Source organism: Actinomadura livida (genome assembly GCF_014648675.1).
Taxonomy (GTDB): Bacteria; Actinomycetota; Actinomycetes; order Streptosporangiales; family Streptosporangiaceae; genus Spirillospora; species Spirillospora livida.
The window spans coordinates 298,931-317,084 of sequence record NZ_BMRO01000003.1 but is presented as its reverse complement, the minus strand read 5'-3'; the positions used below and the strand labels follow the sequence as shown (position 1 = coordinate 317,084).

Here is an 18,154-nt window from a genome sequence, read left to right as displayed (position 1 = left end):
CCCCGACGCCGGTGGGCGTGAGGGCGAGGCGGCGGCCGTGCCTGGTGTAGAGGGCGCGGCCGAGGGTCTCGGCGAGCTTCTGCACCTTGACGTGGAGGGCGGGCTGCGAGATGTGCAGCTCTTCGGCGGCGCGCGTGAAGTTGAGGTGGTCGGCGAAGACGGCGAAGGAGGCGAGCGCGTCCGTCGAGAGGCGGCTCAGTTCCATAGGTAGTGACTATAGTTTGCGGAGAGGTTAATAGTTTCTGTTCTAGGGCCGCGGGTTCGAGAGTGGGGGCATGAACAACGAACCGCGGCTCGGCGTCGACTTCGGCCGCGTCATCCACGGGGGGCTGCTGGCGTCCGGCCCCCAGGACACCGTGTTCCTCGACGGGAGCTTCGAGCAGGCGCTCGCCTCGCCGGCGACCGAAGGCGTGTACGACGTGCTGCCGGGGCTGGTCGAGGCGTTCGGCGGGCGGGCCTGGATCATCTCCAAGTGCGGTGACCGCATTCGGCGGCGGACGCTGGGCTGGCTCGACCACCACGACTTCTACGCGCGGACGGGCCTGCCGAGGGAGAACGTCCGGTTCTGCTGGCGGCGGGCGGAGAAGGCGGGGCACTGCCGGGAACTCGGGATCACCCACATGGTCGACGACCGGCTGGACGTGCACGCGGCCATCCGGGACGTCGTCCCCCACCGGTACCTGTTCGGTCCGGAGGAAGGGCCCGCGTGGGTGCGGCACGTCCCGGACTGGGCGGCGGCCGCCGAGGTCATTCGCGAAGATATTCCGGCGGGACGCGTTCGGTCAGCCACACCCCGTTCTCGCTGACGCGGAACTCGTGCCCGTCTGCGGCCATCCGCCCGGCCTCGACGACGAGGACGACGGGTTCGCCGCGGCGGGCGCCGACGCGGCGGGCCGTCTCGCGGTCGGGTGAGAGGTGGACGGCGTGCCGCCCCATGGGCAGCAGCCCGCCACGCAGGATCGCCGCCACGGAGCGGCCCACGGTGCCGTGGTAGAGGAGGTCCGGCGGGGACGCGGGAGAAAGGCCCAGGTCGACCTGCACCGAATGGCCCTGGGCGGCGCGGATCCGGTCCCCGTCGAGGACGTAGCGCTGCTTGTCGTTGACCGCGACGACGTGTTCGAGTTCGGCGCGGGTGAGCGGGAAGCCGTGGGCGGCGCAGGCCGCGAGCAGCTCGCCGACGTCGGCCCAGCCGGCGTGGTCGAGGGTGAGGCCGATCCGCTCGGGGCGGTGCCGCAGGTGCTTCGCGAGGTACTTGGAGATCCGCACCGCGCGCCGCTCGTCCATGGACATGCTGCCGGGGCCGGCGCGACTACCCGGCCGGCCCCGTGCGCGGTGCTTACTTGACCTGCAGCGCGGCGGCGCGCTTGGCGATCGCCGACTTGCGGTTGGCGGCCTGGTTCTTGTGGATGACGCCCTTGCTGACGGCCTTGTCCAGCTTGCGCGCGGCGTGCCGCTGCGCGGCCACGGCGTCGTCCACGTTGCCGGCGTCGGCGGCCTCGCGGAACTTGCGGATCGCCGTCTTCAGCTCGGACTTGACGGCCTTGTTGCGCACACGGGCCTTCTCGTTCTGCCTGTTGCGCTTGATCTGGGACTTGATGTTAGCCACGTCTGCAGTGCCTCAGCTTGATCGCGATCCTCGCCTGCGCCACGGCAGGCTCTGACGAAAGGTCTGAACGGGGGGCGGACGGTGCCCCCGGGGCACGACGCTACGCCACACGCAGTCGCACAGCCTACCAATCACCGGGGCCGTGCCCAAACCGAACCGTGCACAGAGCATCGCACGTGGCATGGGACCATGGGATGTACACATGTCCTTGTCCATCCAGTGAGTTTTCGAACGGACCCCGGTGGCAGCGCCCGAGCCTGACAAGACCGATCCCGCGATCATCCGCAACTTCTGCATCATCGCGCACATCGACCATGGCAAGTCGACCCTCGCGGACCGGATGCTGCAGTTGACCGGCGTGGTCGAGGAGCGCCAGATGCGCGCCCAGTACCTCGACCGCATGGACATCGAGCGCGAGCGCGGCATCACGATCAAGAGCCAGGCCGTCCGGCTGCCCTACACGTCCGGCGGCGTCGACCACGTGCTCAACCTGATCGACACCCCCGGGCACGTCGACTTCTCCTACGAGGTGTCCCGGTCGCTCGCGGCGTGCGAGGGCGCGGTCCTGCTGGTGGACGCGGCGCAGGGCATCGAGGCGCAGACGCTCGCCAACCTGTACCTCGCGCTCGAGGCGGACCTGCACCTGATCCCCGTCCTCAACAAGATCGACCTTCCGGCGGCGCAGCCGGAGAAGTACGCCGAGGAGCTGGCCGGGATCATCGGCTGCGAGCCGTCGGACGTGCTGCGCGTGTCGGGCAAGACCGGCGAGGGCGTCCGCGAGCTGCTCGACAAGATCGTCCAGGACGTGCCGGCGCCGGTCGGCGACCCCGACGGGCCCGCCCGCGCGCTGATCTTCGATTCGGTGTACGACACCTACCGCGGCGTCGTCACCTACATCCGGATCATGGACGGGCGGCTGTCGCGGCGCGAGAAGAGCATGATGATGTCGACCGGGTCGGCGCACGAGACCCTGGAGGTCGGCGTGATCTCCCCGGAGCCGAAGCCGGTGCAGGGCCTCGGCGTCGGCGAGGTCGGCTACCTGATCACCGGCGTGAAGGACGTCCGCCAGGCGCGGGTCGGCGACACCGTGACCGGCGCGTCGCGGCCGGCGCCCGAGGCGCTCGGCGGCTACCGCGACCCGAAGCCGATGGTGTTCTCCGGCCTCTACCCGCTGGACGGCGACCAGTACCCCGAGCTGCGCGACGCGCTCGACAAGCTGCAGCTGAACGACGCCGCGCTGATCTACGAGCCGGAGACGTCGGCGGCGCTCGGGTTCGGGTTCCGCTGCGGCTTCCTCGGGCTGCTGCACATGGAGATCGTCCGCGAGCGGCTGGAGCGCGAGTTCGCCCTCTCGCTGATCTCGACCGCCCCGAACGTCGTGTACCGCGTCGTGATGGAGGACGGGACGGAGCACACCGTCACCAACCCCAGCGAGTTCCCCGAGGGCAAGATCGCCACGGTGTACGAGCCGGTGGTGCGGGCGACGCTGCTGACCCCGGCCGAGCACATCGGCGCGATCATGGAGCTGTGCCAGGGCCGCCGCGGCGTGCTGCTCGGCATGGACTACCTCTCCGAGGACCGCGTGGAGATCCGCTACACGCTGCCCCTCGCCGAGATCATCTTCGACTTCTTCGACCAGCTGAAGTCGCGGACCCGCGGGTACGCGTCGCTGGACTACGAGCCCAGCGGGGAGCAGGAGTCCGACCTCGTGAAGGTCGACATCCTGCTGCAGGGCGAGTCGGTGGACGCGTTCAGCCAGATCGTCCACAAGGAGAAGTCGCGCGAGTACGGGCTGATGATGACGTCCAAGCTCAAGGAGCTCATCCCGCGGCAGCAGTACGAGGTGCCGATCCAGGCGGCGATCGGCGCCCGGATCATCGCCCGGGAGAACATCCGCGCCATCCGCAAGGACGTCCTCGCCAAGTGCTACGGCGGCGACATCTCCCGCAAGCGGAAGCTGCTGGAGAGGCAGAAGGAGGGCAAGAAGCGGATGAAGACCATCGGGCGGGTGGACGTCCCGCAGGAGGCCTTCGTCGCGGCGCTGTCCACGAGCGGCGGCGAGCCCACCGACAAGGGACGCAAGTAGGAACCGGCCCGGCGGGCCCCTGCCGAGGCAGGGGCTCCTGCAACGAGCGGTACTACTTCTTCAGCAGCGGCCAGGCCACGGCCGGCGGCACGCGGCGGAACTCGCCGCGGTTGGCGGCACGGGCCGCGAACACGAGGAAGAACATCACGGCGGCCGTGAAGAGCAGCGGCACCCAGATGAGCACCTCGACGGCCAGTGACAGCAGGCCGGCCACGAACCACACCGCGATGGCCGCGATGCCCATGTTGAGGCCCTGCACGGCGTGCCGGCGCACGAACGGTGAGCGGGCCTTGCCGACGTAGACGATGGCCGGTGCGATCGCCCCGACGAGGAACTGGCCCACGTACGCCATGAGCGACCACGTCTTCTCGTCGTCCGAGACCGGGCCGTAGTTGCCGGGCATCTGGGCGGTGCTCCCACCGGGCTGTGACTGCTGCCAGGCCGGGCCGGGCTGCTGGTGGGGCTGCTGCGGCGCCTGGTGGGGCTGCTGCGGTTGCTGCCAGAGGTTTCCGGGCTGCTGCCACGGAGCCTGCTGGGGCTGACCCTGGCCGGGCGACGGGGGAGGCCCGTAGGCCATGGCGGACGTCCTCTCCTAAGTTCGCTCTGCACGTTCGCTGTGCGACTTATTGGCGAAGTGTATGACTCCTTGGACGCACCCGGAGTTCACGGAAGTTCCCGCTTTCCCTGAGCCCGTGGCCGGTTCGCGCCACGGGCGGCCTGCGTCAGCCCAGCCCGGGACGCCAGAGGACGCCCGACGGGTTCGCCCGCGTGAGCGTCACCGAACCCTGCCACGCGACGGCCGACGGCTGCGGCAGATACGAGTCGTCCAGGAAGAAGCCCCGGTTGATCGAGGTGACCGTGGCCGGTGCGCCGTTGTCGCCCAGCCCGACCGGCCTGCGCAGCGCCTCGATCGACGCGATGTCGGACATCGCCGTCCCTTCCGGGAGTTCGACGGTGGTGGCGACGGCGCCGTCGCGCTCGACCGACCAGGTCGGCTGGCCGTGGTCGGACCGGTAGAGCGTCGACGGGTCGGCCTTGAGGCGGACGCCGAGCGCCACACCCGGCGCCGACCCCCACGCTGTGGGCGCACCGGTCGTCTTGGCGAACTCGACGAACAGGTACGTGCGCTGGTCTCCGACCTCGCGCGTCGCCGGGTCGGACGGCTGCTCGATCTTCCCCTCGCGCACCATCTCCTGGGCGGCGACCCGGTACGTCCACGGGTCACGGTCCATGACGGCCTCGCGGGCGCGTCCCTGCGGGCGGGTCCTGGACGCGTCCAGCAGGAAGCGGAGCGGCGGGTCGGGGGAGATGACGTCGCACATGTTGTTGTTCTCGGTGCAGGTCTGCAGGAGCGGGTGGTCGCCCTCGAAGCGGCCCGTGAACTGGAACGTCAGGTGCAGCGGCGCCTGGTAGACGGCGGTGCCGTCGACGCGCCTGCCCGACGCGTCCACCTCGACCCGGTACACCCATTCGATGTCGGTCGTGCGGCCCCAGCGGGCCATCAGCGCGGGGGTGTCCGTGCCGCCGTCCTCGTTGCTCCACACCATGGAGTACTCGATGACCCGGTGCCCGGGGGCCGCGGCGGGCCGCGTCTCGTGCCAGGCGAGCAGCGGGGTGTCGGTGGTGGCGTTCTGGTACGGGTTCCCGAACGGCCATCCCGTCCGCCCGACGACGATGGGGGCGTGGCGCAGGGCCAGCGCGTCGTCCGGCATCCGCACGCGGGTGCGCCCGAGCCTGACCCGGTCGGCCGCGGGGGCGCTGCCCTTGGCGAACCGCAGCGTCACCTCATGGTCGCCCTTCTGGACGTGCCCGAGGCCGAGGCTCCGGTCCACCGGATCGGACGACGGGACGACCAGGTCGGTCACGTGCCGCCCGTCCACCGCGATCGACACCACGGCTGACTCGGCTCCCGCGCTGCCCCACGACACCCCGGGGGCGGACGCGGCGAAGGAGATCACGGCCTCGCCGTCACGGGCGGCGGTGAACGGCAGCGACCGGGCGGGGCCGCCGCGGTCGACGACGATCGTGCCGGCCGCTGCGGCACCGGCGGGCGCGGCGAGGGCGAGCGGAGCGCCGGCGAGGGCGGCACCGGCCAAGGCGAGCACGGCATGACGCGCACGGCTTCTCATGATCGCCGAAGCTAGACCGGCGGGGTCGCGATCCGGTGACGGCCCGATCCCCGCTGAGTGTCGGGTTAGTGGGGGCTCGTTCGCGGAGGGTTAAGGCGCCTCGGCGGCGTCGGGCGTCCGAACCGCGCCCCACAGCGGCGCGGCCGCGGCCGGCGGCCGGAGGGACACGCCGGTGAACCGCTCCGTGGCGGCCTCCGCGTCGTCGGGTTCGTAGAGGGTGAGGCCCGACCCGGGCAGCCGCGCCGTCCGGCCCCGCCGGACGATCTCGTGCCCGAGCTCCCGCAGCAGGGCGACGACGTCCCCGGCGGGCTCGTCGAGCAGGTCGACGCTCTCGAAACGCGGCCGCAGCTCGGGATTGCCGCTCCAGCCGGGCGGCCGCAACGCGCAGATCTCCGCGAGCCGCTCCACGCCGTCCTCGTCCCGGACGGTGGACAGCGCCAGCCTCCCGCGCCCCACCCGGACGCTGCGGTGACCGGCCCACCCGCACAGCAGCGACGCCTCCGGCGGAGGGGTGCCGCAGCGCTCGGCGACCGCGGCGAGGGTGCTCCAGGCGTCCGCGGCGCGCGTGGAGAACAGCAGGCTCGCGTCGGGCAGCAGCGCACCGCGCCCGGGCTTCAGCGCGATCACGAACGGCGCGACCTGACCGGGAAAGCGCGCCGGGTCGGCCTCCCGCAGCGTGACCAGGCCCTCCCACACGACGGGCTCGTCCACCGCGAACCAGGTGATGTCCGCCTCGACGCCGAGGTCGCGGAACGTGGCGTCGGTGAGCCGCTCCGCGACGACCTCGCGCAGCGTCTCCGCCGTCTCCGCGAGCCTGCGCCGCCACCAAGCCGGTTCCGGCCCGGACACCGCACCCGTCCGCCAGCGCGTGCCCGCGACGGGGAAAGACCGGCGCCGCTCGGCGCCCGCGGCGTCCACGATCACGTAGTGCCACCCGCCGGGCTCACCGCGGAGCACCACCCGCGCGGGCGCCCGTCCCCGCTCCGCCGCACCCTCATCCCGCATCTAAATGACCTTATCCACTGAGGTGTGTCCCTGCTGTGTTTGCTTGCTTTGCCCGTGGTGCCAGGCCCGATCGGTGATCAATGCGAACGACACGGGGGCCGTGCGCTTGGCGCGGGTCCATATATCGATACGGTCGGACGGGTACCGTTCCGATCGGCCGACATTGACGACCTCCCGGAGGTAGCGTGACCCACCCCGAGCAGGTTCTGCGTTCTCCGAAGGAGCGGGAGACGGTGAACGGCGCCGTCCGCGCGCTGCGATCCGCGGCCCCGTCCGGCTGGGAGAGGCTCGACTTCGAGTTCCGCGCCACGGTCGGCATCGACAGCGCCTCCCTGGAGGTCGAGGGCCCGGACGGAGAGCGCCGCCAGGCCATGCCCCCGGGCCAGGCCGTGGGCAAGATGGACGAGCTCCGCCGCGTCATGTACCGCCGCGACAAGGGCGCCTGGTTCACCGCCCGCCTGCAGATCGAGCGCTCGGGGCACTTCAGCGCCGAGTTCGACTACGACGGCGAACCCGACTTCACCCCGCCCCTGACGCCCTCCGCCTACGCCCTGGACCTGGACCGCTTCCCCCGCACCGAGGAGAACATCCCGGACTGGCTCCGCGACAAGCTCAACGCACCGGACAGAGCAGGCGGTTGAGGCGGGCAAACTTGAGGGGTGCCCTCAACTCTTCCCGATGGTGATCCCGTACCGGCGGACGGTGCGTTGCCCGGCCGTTCTCGGAAGGGGCTGGGGACGCGCCCGTTCGCGTTCTACGTGCACGTGCCGTTCTGCGTGACGCGGTGCGGCTACTGCGACTTCAACACCTATACGGCGACGGAGCTGGGGCCGGGTGCCAGCCGCGACTCCTACGCCGACACGGCCATTGCAGAGGTGCGGATGGCTCGGCGGGTGCTGGGCGACGCCGACCTGCCCGTCGAGACCGTCTTCGTGGGCGGCGGTACACCGACGCTGCTGCCCGCCGACCACCTGGGCCGCGTACTCGACGCGATCAGGAACGAGTTCGGGCTGGCGGAGAACGCCGAGGTGACCACGGAGGCCAACCCGGAGTCGGTGGACGAGGCGTACGTGGCCAGGTTGCGCGAGGTCGGCTTCACACGCATCTCCTACGGCATGCAGAGCGCGCGCGAGCACGTCCTCGCCGTCCTGGAGCGCAGCCACACGCCGGGACGCATCCCGCAGGTGGTCGACTGGACGCGCAAGGCCGGGTTCGAGCACATCAACCTCGACCTCATCTACGGGACGCCAGGGGAGACCGACGACGACTGGAGGGCGTCCCTGGAGGCCGCCCTGGCCACGGAACCCGATCACGTGTCGGCGTACGCGCTCATCGTCGAGGACGGCACACGGCTCGCCGCGCAGGTCAGGCGAGGGGAGCTGACCGCCCCCGACGACGACGCCATGGCCGACCGCTACCTGATCGCGGACGCGCTGCTGGCCGAGCACGGCCTGCGCTGGTACGAGATCTCCAACTGGGCCACCGGCGCGGACGCCGCCTGCCGCCACAACATGCTGTATTGGACGGGCGCCGACTGGTGGGGCGTCGGACCGGGCGCGCACAGCCACGTCGGCGGAACCCGCTGGTGGAACGTCAAGCACCCCGCCGCCTACGCCGCCCGTCTCGCGGAGGGCACGACCCCCGCCCACGCCCGGGAGGTCCTGGACGACGAGGACCAGCGCATCGAGCGCATCATGCTGGAACTACGCCTGGCCCAGGGCTGCCCCACAGACATCCTGGACGACAAGGCGGTCCGCCAGGCCATCGACGACGGCCTGATCCAACCGGCCCCCTACGAACAGGGCCGCGCAGTACTGACGAGACGCGGCCGCCTCCTGGCCGACGCCGTAACCCACACCCTGACCTGACCCACACCAATCATGTGCCGTGACCGTCACCCGGTTGTTCGCTAGTGGTTCACCCACATGAGTGATCGCCCCCGACCCGCCGAGCCGGGCGACCGCAGCGACACCCGCACGTCCCGCACGGTCAAGACAGACCGCAACGGCGGCGTGAGGATCGACCGGCTCGTCACGGGGGTTCCAGGGGGTCGCCCCCCTGGGCAGACACTGTGACGAAGTCGATCAGTTCTTCTACTCGGCCTAGGAGGGCCGGTTCCAGGTCTGTGTAGCTGTTCACCTTGCTCAGGATGTGCTTCCAGGCGGCACCGGTGTCGTCGCCCCAGCCGAGTTCGGCGACGACGCCCTCTTTCCACGGGATGCCGCGGGGGATGCGGGGCCAGGCGGGGATGCCGACGGCCGCGGGCTTGACGGCTTCCCAGATGTCGATGAACGGGTGGCCGGTGATCAGCACGTGGGGTGAGGAGACCTGGGCGGCGATCCGGGACTCCTTGGAGCCGTCCACGAGGTGGTCGACGAGGACGCCGAGGCGGCGGTCCTCGTCCGGGCCGAACTCCTCGACGATGGCGGGCAGGTCGTCGACGCCTTCGAGGTACTCGACGACGACGCCTTCGACGCGGAGGTCGTGGCCCCAGATCTTCTCGACCAGTTCGGCGTCGTGGACGCCTTCCACGTAGATGCGGCTCTCCTTGGCGACGCGGGCGCGCAGGCCCCGGACGGCGATGGAGCCGGACGCGGACCGGGCCGGTCCGCGGGGCGCGGCGCTCGGCCGGACGAGGGTCACCGGCTTGCCGTCGATGAGGAAGCCGGCCTTCGTGAGCGGGAACACGCGCCGCTTGCCGAAGCGGTCCTCCAGGGTGACGCCGAACTTGTCGCAGGCGACGACCGCGCCGCAGAAGCCGCTGCCGGGGTCCTCGGCGACCAGGCCGGGCTCGGCCGGGACCTCGGGGATCTGGCCCTTGCGCGGCCTCCGCCAGTCGCCGGCCAGCACGTCGTTTCCGTAGTCCTTACTCCGCACGGGTCCGCACATTAACCCGGCGAAGCGCCCGTGCGGCGTCGTTCCCCGTCCTTCGGCGTGGCGGCCCCGTCCGGTACGGGTAGGATCGCGCGACCGTGCGGGGTGGGCACGGGCACTCCAGACCGGCCATCCGGGTCGTACACTTGGCACTCGGGAGTATTGAGTGCCAGCAGCGCGGGTGCGGAGGCCCCGGGGTCGCCGCGATGAGCGATCGGGGGCCCATGGCAGGGGATGAAGGAGGTGACACGGTGCTGGACGACCGGAAACTGGCGGTCCTGCGCGCCATCGTCGAGGACTACGTCTCCACCAACGAGCCCGTGGGCTCCAAGGCCCTGGTGGACCGGCACAACCTCGGCGTTTCCTCGGCCACGATCCGCAACGACATGGCGGTGCTCGAGGAGCAGGGGTACATCGCCCAGCCGCACACCAGCGCGGGGCGCGTCCCCACCGACAAGGGGTACCGGCTGTTCGTCGACCGGCTGTCCACGATCAAGCCGCTGTCGGTCGCGGAGCGCCGCGCGATCGAGACGTTCCTGACGGGCGCCTACGACCTCGACGACGTCGTCGGCCGGACGGTGCGGCTGCTCGCCCAGCTCACCCGGCAGGTCGCCGTGGTGCAGTACCCGTCGCTGACCCGCTCGTCGGTGCGGCACGTGGAACTGGTGCCGGTCGCGGAGGGCCGGCTGCTGCTCGTCCTGATCACCAACACGGGACGGGTGGAGCAGCGGGTCATCGAGACGAGCGGCAACGTCTCGGAGGAATCGATCGGGCACCTGCGGGCGTTGCTCAACACGTGCCTTGACGGGCTCGGGCTCGGCGACGTGCCGACGGCGGTGGCCGACCTCCCCGAGAAGGTCGGTCCCGCGGACCGGCCGCTCGCTGCGGCGGTGCTGTCGGTGCTGCTGGAGACGCTCGTCGAGAAGCACGAGGAGAAGATCGTTTTCGCCGGCGCCGCCAACCTGGCCGCCGTGGACTTCTCGCAGAGCCTGAGGGAGGTTCTCGTGGCGCTCGAGGAGCAGGTCGTGCTGATGCGGTTGCTCGGCGAGACCGGCGATTCCTCTACAGTTACGGTGCGGATCGGCACCGAGAACCCCGACGAGGGGCTCCGATCGACCTCGGTCGTCGCCGCCGACTACGGCGTGGGCGACCTGACACTGGCCCGGCTTGGTGTGCTCGGGCCTACACGCATGGATTACCCCAGCACGATGGGAGCGGTACGGGCAGTGGCACGCTACGTGGGACAGATCCTGGCGGGGTCGTAAGGTGGCCAACGACTACTACGCGACCCTGGGCGTCCGCCGGGACGCCAGCCCCGACGAGGTCAAGAAGGCGTACCGCCGGCTCGCGCGGGAACTCCACCCGGACGTCAACCCGGACCCGGAGACCCAGGACAAGTTCAAAGAGATCACCCAGGCCTACGAGGTGCTCTCCGACCCGAAGAAGCGCGAGATGTACGACCTCGGCGCGGACCCGTTCGCGTCCGGGGGCGGGGCGGGCGCCGGCGGCTTCGGCGGCGCGGGGTTCCCGTTCAGCGACATCATGGACGCGTTCTTCGGCACGGCGACGTCCCGCGGCCCCCGGTCCCGGGCGCGGCGCGGCCGCAACGCGACGCTGCGGGTGGAGCTCGACCTGAGCGAGACGGCGTTCGGGACGACCCGCGAGCTGTCCATCGACACCGCGGTCGCCTGCACCAACTGCGAGGGGTCGGGCTGCGCGCCCGGCACCCACCCCGACACGTGCGACACGTGCCACGGGCGCGGCGAGGTGCAGCAGGTCCAGCGCTCGTTCCTCGGCCAGGTCATGACGGCCCGGCCGTGCCCCGCGTGCGGCGGTTTCGGCTCGGTGATCCGCAACCCGTGCACCGAGTGCTCGGGCGACGGCCGGGTCCGCACCCGGCGCACCGTCAAGGTCAAGATCCCGGCCGGGGTGGAGAACGGCATCCACATCCAGCTCGCCGGCGAGGGCGAGGTCGGCCCCGGCGGCGGACCGCCCGGCGACCTGTTCCTGGAGATCGTGGAGCGGCCGCACCCGATCTTCGAGCGGGAGGGCGACGACCTGCACTGCACGGTCGAGATCCCGATGACGGCGGCGGCGCTCGGCACCAGCGTCACCATCGAGACCCTGGACGCCGCCGAGAGCGTCGACATCAAGCCCGGCACGCAGTCGGGGCAGGTCATCACGCTCTACAACCGGGGCGTGCGGCACCTGAACGAGTCCGGCCGCGGCGACCTGATGATCCACGTGAACGTGGAGACGCCGAACCGGCTCGACGAGGAGCAGGAGGAGCTGCTGCGGCGGCTGGCCGCGCTGCGCGGCGAGGAGCGCCCGCCCGGCAAGTTCGCGCCGGGCCAGCGCGGCATGTTCTCCCGCCTCAAGGACGTCTTCAACCAGCACTGAAGGACAGCGGCGGCGGCCTATCGGGAGGGCCGCCGCGGCGAACCGGAGCAGGGCGGTACGGGACACCCATGAGCGAAGCTGCCTCCCCCGGAGCGAGGGCGGGAGCGGGCGGATGAGCCCGCCGGTCTTCATCGCCGGGACGGACGCGCTGCGGCGCGGCACCGTCGTCCTCGACGGCCCCGAGGGGCGGCACGCCGCGACCGTGCGGCGGCTGAAGCCGGGGGAGCGCGTCGACCTGACCGACGGCGAGGGCCTGCTGGCCGAGTGCGTCGTCACCGAGACCGGCCGGACGTCCCTCACCCTGGACGTCCTGGCCCGGCACCGGCACCCGCGGCCGTCGCCCCGCATCGTGGTCGTCCAGGCGCTGCCGAAGGGCGACCGGGGCGAGCTGGCGGTCGAGACGATGACCGAGGTCGGCGTCGACGAGATCGTCCCGTGGGCGGCGGCGCGCTGCGTCACCCAGTGGCGGCCGGAACGCCGCGAGAAGGCCCTCGGCCGCTGGCGCGGCACCGCCCGCGAGGCCGGCAAGCAGGCCAGGCGGAGCCGCCTGCCCCTGGTCGCGGACCTGGCATCCACCGCAGGCGCCGCGGAGCGGGTCGCGGCCGCGTCCCTGGCGCTCGTCCTGCATGAGGAGGCCGACACGCCGCTCAGCGCCGTGGCGCCGCCCGCGGACGGCGAGATCGTCCTGGTGGTGGGCCCGGAGGGCGGCATCACCGCCGAGGAACTGGAGCGGTTCGCCGCGGCGGGCGGGCGCCCGGTGCGCCTCGGCCCCACCGTGCTGCGGACGTCGACGGCCGGAGTGGCGGCCCCCGCCGTCATGCTGGCGGCGGCCGGCCGCTGGTAGGAGCGCCTCCGGGGCGCGCCCTGCTCAGGGGGTGCCGGCTGCTCCGGCGGACCCGGCGCCCTGCCCCGCGCCCTGCGAGGTCTCGCTCGGCGGCGGCGAACTCGGCGCCTGGGTGGGCTGCTCCGGCTCGGGCGTCGTGGACGTCGGCGGGGTCGGCGTCGTGCTCGGCTGCTGCGACGGGCTGTCGCTCGGGCACGGCGCGGCCTCCGGAGCGTCCTCCGGCTTCGTGCCGGGCGACGCGGCGACCGTGGGCGTGCCGGGCGGCTGGATGCTGCAGGACGACAGCCCCGGCGAGGAGCTGGAGCTCGGCGTCTCCGGGCTGCTCGGGGCGCCGGACGCGGAGCCGCCGGGCGTCACCGGGTCGGGGAACTGCGGTTCGCCGCCCGTGGCGGTGTGGCTGCCGGCGGCGTGGTCGTGCCCGTCGTCCGACGGGCCCTTGCTGCCCACGGACTGCTGGATGAGATCGATGGTCTGCGGCGCGGTGACGCCGAGGCCGGCGATCGCCACCGCGGCGGCGACGGCGAGCACGGGACGCGCCCAGCCGACGGTGAGCCGGTCGAACCCGAGACCGCCGAGCCCGAACGTGCCGGGCCCGAAGCGTCCCAGCCCGAACCGGCGGCCGGATCCGTCGGCTATGCGGGCCCGGATGCGCTCCAGGCCGTCGCCTGCGGGGTTGACCGTGTCCGCCTCCGCGTGCAGGGCGCGGCGGAGGATCTCGCCGTGCTCGTCGTGGGGGTCGGTGGTCATGAGAATTGCTCCAGGACGTTTCTCAGCGCGGTCATGCCGCGTGCCGTATGACTCTTCACGGCGCCGCGGGAGATGCCCATCGCGCTGGCGATCTCCGCTTCGGACAGGTCGGCGTAGTAGCGGAGGACGAGTGCCTCCCGCTGGCGGGCGGGCAGCCGGGACAGCGCGTCGATGACCGCCGACCGCTCCAGCTCCCCGATGGCCCCGGCCTCCGCGCTCGGCGCGTCCGGCAGGCCCTTCGGGGCGTACTTCTCCACGACGGCGCGGTGCCGGAGCACCGACCGCGACCGGTTCACCACCGACTGGCGCAGGTACGACAGGGCCTTGTCGGGGTCCCGGAGGCGCCGCCAGCCGCCGTGCATCGCCACGAACGCGTCCTGGACGACCTCTTCGGCCGTCCCCGCGTCCCGGACGAGCATGGCGGCGAGCCGCACCAGCGAACGGTAGTTGGCGCTGTAGAGCGCGGTCACCGCCTGATCGGCGTCCCAGGCGACGGCCACCGCCCCCGCCGTGCCCCTGGCCACGAGGGTCTCGGTCACGTCAGTTGGACGCGCGCCCTCGTCGGTGGGTTTACGAAAGGGCATGTCCTGGTTTGCCTCGGTCACCTGTCCGCCGCCTTTGCCGTTCACCGGCCGCTCATTCCTACGGTCGCTTCGGAACGGCGTGGATCAGGCGCGCCCCGCCGGATCCAGGCGTGCCGCAATGCCTTGCGAACCGGGGGGTACGCCCTGAGCTGACCACCATAACGAGTGGGCGGTGAGAATGCCGACCGGTACGCGAGGTCGATCGCCGAATCCCCGCCGAGGCGGTCTGCCGCGGGCCGCCGAGGAGCGGACCCGCGACGGCTCTCGATAGGATTCCGGGGCGGTCACGTGCCGCCGGCGAGGGGAGAGGGATGACCGACTGCCTGTTCTGCAAGATCGTTTCCGGGGACGTGCCCGCGAAGGTCGTCCGGGAGTCGGCGGGCACGGTGGCGTTCCGCGACATCAACCCGCAGGCGCCCACGCACGTGCTGGTGATCCCGCGGGCGCACCACGCGACCGTCGGCGACCTCGCGGCCGCCGACGCCGAGCTGCTCGCCGAGATCGTGCGCGAGGCCCGCCAGGTCGCGGTGGACGAGGGCATCGCCGACACCGGCTACCGGCTCGTGTTCAACACCGGCGCGCAGGCCGGCCAGACCGTGTTCCACGTGCACGGCCACGTCCTCGGCGGCCGCGGCATGAACTGGCCGCCCGGCTGACGCACCGCCCGGCCGTGCCGGGTGCCGGGCACCGCGGGAAAAACCATCCGCGTCGTGTCGGGGGCGGCCAGTACGATGGAACCGACACACCTGGACACCCGGAGCAGACAGAAGGCAGGTCTGAGAGGCCGCAAGGCCCGGCTGATGGTCGAATCAACTCACCCCAGGTCAGCACGCGAGGGGCGTGACGACCGCACGGGCTCGCAGTCCCAGATCAGGATCGTGGTGCCGGACGACCATTCGATGGTGAGCCTGCTGGGCTCCCGGGATGAACTCCTCCACGTGATCGAGCAGGCGTTCGGCGACGGCATCGACATCCACGTCCGCGGCAACGAGATCACCGTGACGGGCCCCGAGACGGAGACCGACCTCGTCTCGAAGCTCTTCACCGAGATGCTCGCCCTGCTGAAGGGCGGCGCCCAGCTCACCCCCGACGCCGTCGAGCGCAGCCTGGCGATGCTGCGCGGCGAGGGCGACGCGCGTCCCGCCGAGGTCCTGACGCTGGACGTGCTGTCCAGCAGGGGCCGCACGATCCGCCCGAAGACGCTGAACCAGCGCCGCTACGTCGACGCGATCGACAGGCACACGATCGTGTTCGGGATCGGCCCGGCCGGTACCGGCAAGACGTACCTGGCGATGGCGAAGGCCGTCCGCGCGCTGCAGGACAAGCAGGTCAACCGGATCATCCTGACGCGGCCCGCCGTCGAGGCGGGGGAGCGGCTCGGGTTCCTGCCCGGCACGCTCTACGAGAAGATCGACCCGTACCTGCGGCCGCTCTACGACGCGCTGCACGACATGGTCGACCCCGACTCGATCCCGCGCCTGATGGCCGCCGGCACCATCGAGGTCGCCCCGCTGGCGTACATGCGCGGCCGGACGCTGAACGACTCGTTCATCATCCTGGACGAGGCGCAGAACACCTCGCCCGAGCAGATGAAGATGTTCCTGACCCGGCTCGGGTTCGGCTCGAAGGTCGTGGTGACCGGCGACGTCACGCAGGTCGACCTGCCGAACGGGCAGCAGAGCGGGCTGCGCGTCGTCCAGGACATCCTGGACGGCGTCGAGGACATCCACTTCTGCCGCCTCGACAGCCGCGACGTCGTGCGGCACAAGCTCGTCACCGACATCGTCGACGCCTACAACCGGCACGCCGAGAAGCAGGTGCCGGAGTTCAAGCGGGACGCCGCGGGCCGCGGCGGGTCCCGCAAGCGGGGGCGGTAGTGAGCATCGAGGTGCTGAACGAGTCGGGCGCCGAGGTCGACGAGAAGGCCATCGCCGACCTGTCCCGGCACGTCCTGGACGGCATGCGCGTCCACCCGCTGGCGGAGCTGTCGATCCTGCTGGTCGACGAGGCCGCGATGACCGAGCTGCACGAGAAGTGGATGGACGAGCCCGGCCCCACGGACGTCCTGTCGTTCCCCATGGACGAGCTGCGCCCCGGCCACATGACCGGCGGCGACGACGACGAGGAGGCCGATCCCGGGCTGCTCGGCGACGTCGTCCTGTGCCCGGCGGTCGCCGAGAAGCAGGCGCGCAAGGCGGGCCACAGCACGGGGGACGAGCTCGAGCTGCTGTGCACGCACGGCATCCTGCACCTGCTCGGCTACGACCACGCCGAGCCTGAGGAACACCGGGAGATGTTCGGCCTGCAGGCCGGGCTGCTGACCTCCTGGCGGGAGAAACGCGGCGGCTGATGAGCACCTCGCAGGCGTGGCTGGCCGCTTTGGCGGTGGGCCTGGTCTTCATGGCCGGCCTGCTGGCCAGCACGGAGGCGGCGCTGGCCCGCGTGTCGCGCGTCACCGTCGAGGAGATCGTCCGGGAGGGGCGGCGCGGCGCGAAGCGGCTGGCCGAGGTCGTCGCCGACCCCGCCCGCTACGTCAACATGGTCCTGCTGCTGCGCATCGCGTGCGAGCTGGTCGCCACCGTGATCGTCGCGGACCTGTGCATCTCCTGGCTGGACGAGACCTGGCGCGCGTACGTCACCGCGGCCGCGGTGATGATCCTGGTCAGCTACGTCGTGATCGGCGTCGCGCCCCGCACGCTCGGCATCCAGCACGCGGACCGGATCGCGCTGGCCGGCGCCGCGGTGATCCACCCGGTGACCCGGGTGTTCGGGCCGCTGCCCCGGCTGCTGATCGCGCTCGGCAACGCCCTCACCCCGGGCAAGGGGTTCCGGGAGGGCCCGTTCGCGTCCGAGGCGGAGCTGCGCGACCTCGTCGACCTGGCCGAGCAGCGCAGCCTGATCGAGCCGGTCGAGCGGGAGATGATCCACTCGGTGTTCGAGCTGGGCGACACCCTCGTCCGCGAGGTGATGGTGCCGCGCACCGACATCGTGTTCGTCGAGCGGGGCAAGACGCTGCGGCAGGCGATGTCGCTGGCGCTGCGCAGCGGCTTCTCCCGCATCCCCGTCGTCGGCGAGAACGAGGACGACGTCGTCGGCATCGCCTACCTCAAGGACGTCGTCCGCCGCAGCCAGGAGCACCGCGAGGGCGAGTCGGTGGAGACGGTCGACTCGGTGATGCGGCCCGCCACCTACGTCCCCGACAGCAAGCCGATCGACGAGCTGCTGCGGGAGATGCAGGCGCGGCAGATCCACCTCGCGATCGTCATCGACGAGTACGGCGGCACCGCCGGCCTGGTCACCATCGAGGACATCCTGGAGGAGATCGTCGGGGAGATCACCGACGAGTACGACCGGGAGACCCCGCCGGTGACCTGGCTCCCGGACGGCGCCGCGCGGGTCACCGCCCGCCTCCCCGTCGAGGACCTCGCCGAGCTGTTCGACATGGAGATGGACACCGAGGAGGTCGAGACCGTCGGCGGGCTGCTCGCCCACGCGCTCGGCCGCGTCCCCATCGAGGGCTCCACGGCCGAGGTCGGCGCCCGCGACGACGGCGGCCCCGTCCTGTCCCTCAAGGCGGAGACGATCGCCGGGCGCCGCAACCGCGTCGGCACCGTGCTGGTGCGGCGCCTGGACGGCGGGACGGCGGCCGAGGCGGACGCCGGAAGCGCCGACCAGGCCCGCTGAGCGGAGCCGGCGGCCCCGGGCCGGTTACAGGGTGGTCTTGAGGCTTCCGTCCGGGCCGGCCACGAGGACGGGGGCCTTGGCGCCCAGGTCGCGGACGGTGGTGAGGTCGGAGGGGGCGGGGGCGTCGGCGGCCGTGACGACGGCGGCGGCCTCCAGGTCCCCGGCGCCGGAGGAGACGGCCATCGCGACCGCGAC

Annotated in this window: 21 protein-coding genes; 11 read left to right on the top strand and 10 right to left on the bottom strand. The window is 72.0% G+C overall.

Going from position 1 to position 18,154, the window contains the following annotated elements; translation table 11 throughout:
- On the bottom strand, positions 1–205 hold a 205-nt coding region (locus tag IEZ03_RS08135; protein WP_189241170.1), incomplete at its 3' end, for a helix-turn-helix domain-containing protein.
- Positions 206–275: 70 nt separating this feature from the next.
- Here IEZ03_RS08135 and IEZ03_RS08130 point away from each other — a divergent pair.
- The gene (locus IEZ03_RS08130) at positions 276–806 is read left to right on the top strand and encodes a hypothetical protein (protein ID WP_221480827.1); all 531 of its coding nucleotides are present in this window, start codon (positions 276–278) and stop codon (positions 804–806) included.
- Here IEZ03_RS08130 and IEZ03_RS08125 read toward each other — a convergent pair.
- A complete protein-coding gene (locus tag IEZ03_RS08125; protein ID WP_184886722.1) occupies positions 748–1,284 on the bottom strand; it encodes an RNA 2'-phosphotransferase in 537 nt (178 codons plus the stop codon). The two genes, IEZ03_RS08130 and IEZ03_RS08125, sit on opposite strands and share 59 nt — an antisense overlap.
- A 52-nt stretch (positions 1,285–1,336) precedes the next feature.
- On the bottom strand, positions 1,337–1,606 hold the full coding sequence (gene rpsT / locus IEZ03_RS08120; RefSeq protein ID WP_184886720.1) for a 30S ribosomal protein S20: 270 nt from the start codon (positions 1,604–1,606) through the stop codon (positions 1,337–1,339).
- Positions 1,607–1,847: 241 nt separating this feature from the next.
- Here rpsT and lepA point away from each other — a divergent pair, with 241 nt between their 5' ends.
- A complete protein-coding gene (gene lepA, locus IEZ03_RS08115; protein ID WP_184886718.1) occupies positions 1,848–3,692 on the top strand; it encodes a translation elongation factor 4 in 1,845 nt (614 codons plus the stop codon).
- A gap of 52 nt (positions 3,693–3,744) precedes the next feature.
- On the opposite strand, the gene IEZ03_RS08110 is transcribed toward lepA, so the two are convergent.
- The 3 genes from IEZ03_RS08110 to IEZ03_RS08100 form a co-directional block, all read right to left on the bottom strand.
- Entirely contained in the window at positions 3,745–4,269 is a 525-nt protein-coding gene (locus IEZ03_RS08110; protein WP_184886716.1) for a DUF4870 domain-containing protein, read from the bottom strand.
- 145 nt (positions 4,270–4,414) lie between these two features.
- On the bottom strand, positions 4,415–5,821 hold the full coding sequence (locus IEZ03_RS08105) for a hypothetical protein (protein WP_184886714.1): 1,407 nt from the start codon (positions 5,819–5,821) through the stop codon (positions 4,415–4,417).
- Between the two features lie 90 nt (positions 5,822–5,911).
- Entirely contained in the window at positions 5,912–6,826 is a 915-nt protein-coding gene (locus tag IEZ03_RS08100) for a hypothetical protein (RefSeq protein ID WP_184886713.1), read from the bottom strand.
- Between the two features lie 185 nt (positions 6,827–7,011).
- On the opposite strand from IEZ03_RS08100, the gene IEZ03_RS08095 reads away from it, so the two are divergent.
- Positions 7,012–7,467: an antitoxin YezG family protein gene (locus tag IEZ03_RS08095; RefSeq protein ID WP_132045920.1), complete on the top strand. Its 456-nt coding sequence runs from the start codon at positions 7,012–7,014 to the stop codon at positions 7,465–7,467.
- Between the two features lie 18 nt (positions 7,468–7,485).
- Positions 7,486–8,694 carry a radical SAM family heme chaperone HemW gene (gene hemW, locus IEZ03_RS08090; RefSeq protein ID WP_184886711.1) on the top strand — a complete coding sequence of 403 codons (1,209 nt, stop codon included), beginning with the start codon at positions 7,486–7,488 and terminating at the stop codon, positions 8,692–8,694.
- 163 nt (positions 8,695–8,857) lie between these two features.
- On the opposite strand, the gene IEZ03_RS08085 is transcribed toward hemW, so the two are convergent.
- Complete coding sequence (locus IEZ03_RS08085; RefSeq protein WP_229808130.1) at positions 8,858–9,703, bottom strand: DUF3097 domain-containing protein; 846 nt, start codon at positions 9,701–9,703, stop codon at positions 8,858–8,860.
- A gap of 248 nt (positions 9,704–9,951) precedes the next feature.
- Here IEZ03_RS08085 and hrcA point away from each other — a divergent pair, with 248 nt between their 5' ends.
- The 3 genes from hrcA (at position 9,952) to IEZ03_RS08070 (ending at position 12,944) form a co-directional block, all read left to right on the top strand.
- A complete protein-coding gene (gene hrcA / locus IEZ03_RS08080) occupies positions 9,952–10,965 on the top strand; it encodes a heat-inducible transcriptional repressor HrcA (protein WP_132045914.1) in 1,014 nt (337 codons plus the stop codon).
- A 1-nt stretch (position 10,966) separates the two neighbouring features.
- Positions 10,967–12,100, top strand: coding sequence for a molecular chaperone DnaJ (gene dnaJ / locus IEZ03_RS08075; protein WP_132045913.1), 1,134 nt, complete (start codon positions 10,967–10,969; stop codon positions 12,098–12,100).
- Positions 12,101–12,212: 112 nt separating this feature from the next.
- Positions 12,213–12,944, top strand: a complete 732-nt coding sequence (locus tag IEZ03_RS08070) for a 16S rRNA (uracil(1498)-N(3))-methyltransferase (RefSeq protein WP_189241169.1) — start codon at positions 12,213–12,215, stop codon at positions 12,942–12,944.
- Positions 12,945–12,968: 24 nt separating this feature from the next.
- On the opposite strand, the gene IEZ03_RS08065 is transcribed toward IEZ03_RS08070, so the two are convergent.
- Both IEZ03_RS08065 and IEZ03_RS08060 read right to left on the bottom strand, forming a co-directional pair.
- Positions 12,969–13,691: a hypothetical protein gene (locus IEZ03_RS08065; protein ID WP_184886705.1), complete on the bottom strand. Its 723-nt coding sequence runs from the start codon at positions 13,689–13,691 to the stop codon at positions 12,969–12,971.
- The gene (locus IEZ03_RS08060; protein WP_131881580.1) at positions 13,688–14,275 is read right to left on the bottom strand and encodes a SigE family RNA polymerase sigma factor; all 588 of its coding nucleotides are present in this window, start codon (positions 14,273–14,275) and stop codon (positions 13,688–13,690) included. The genes IEZ03_RS08065 and IEZ03_RS08060 overlap by 4 nt, the downstream gene beginning before the upstream one ends.
- 311 nt (positions 14,276–14,586) lie before the next feature.
- Here IEZ03_RS08060 and IEZ03_RS08055 point away from each other — a divergent pair, with 311 nt between their 5' ends.
- The 4 genes from IEZ03_RS08055 to IEZ03_RS08040 all read left to right on the top strand — a co-directional run bounded on the left by IEZ03_RS08055 (position 14,587) and on the right by IEZ03_RS08040 (position 17,959).
- Positions 14,587–14,931, top strand: coding sequence for a histidine triad nucleotide-binding protein (locus IEZ03_RS08055; protein ID WP_184886703.1), 345 nt, complete (start codon positions 14,587–14,589; stop codon positions 14,929–14,931).
- A gap of 144 nt (positions 14,932–15,075) precedes the next feature.
- Complete coding sequence (locus IEZ03_RS08050) at positions 15,076–16,152, top strand: PhoH family protein (protein ID WP_184886702.1); 1,077 nt, start codon at positions 15,076–15,078, stop codon at positions 16,150–16,152.
- A complete protein-coding gene (gene ybeY / locus IEZ03_RS08045) occupies positions 16,152–16,625 on the top strand; it encodes an rRNA maturation RNase YbeY (protein WP_184886700.1) in 474 nt (157 codons plus the stop codon). The genes IEZ03_RS08050 and ybeY overlap by 1 nt, the downstream gene beginning before the upstream one ends.
- The gene (locus IEZ03_RS08040; RefSeq protein ID WP_184886699.1) at positions 16,625–17,959 is read left to right on the top strand and encodes a hemolysin family protein; all 1,335 of its coding nucleotides are present in this window, start codon (positions 16,625–16,627) and stop codon (positions 17,957–17,959) included. The genes ybeY and IEZ03_RS08040 overlap by 1 nt, the downstream gene beginning before the upstream one ends.
- 24 nt (positions 17,960–17,983) lie before the next feature.
- On the opposite strand, the gene IEZ03_RS39015 is transcribed toward IEZ03_RS08040, so the two are convergent.
- On the bottom strand, positions 17,984–18,154 hold a 171-nt coding region (locus tag IEZ03_RS39015; RefSeq protein WP_506269199.1), incomplete at its 5' end, for a cytidine deaminase-like protein.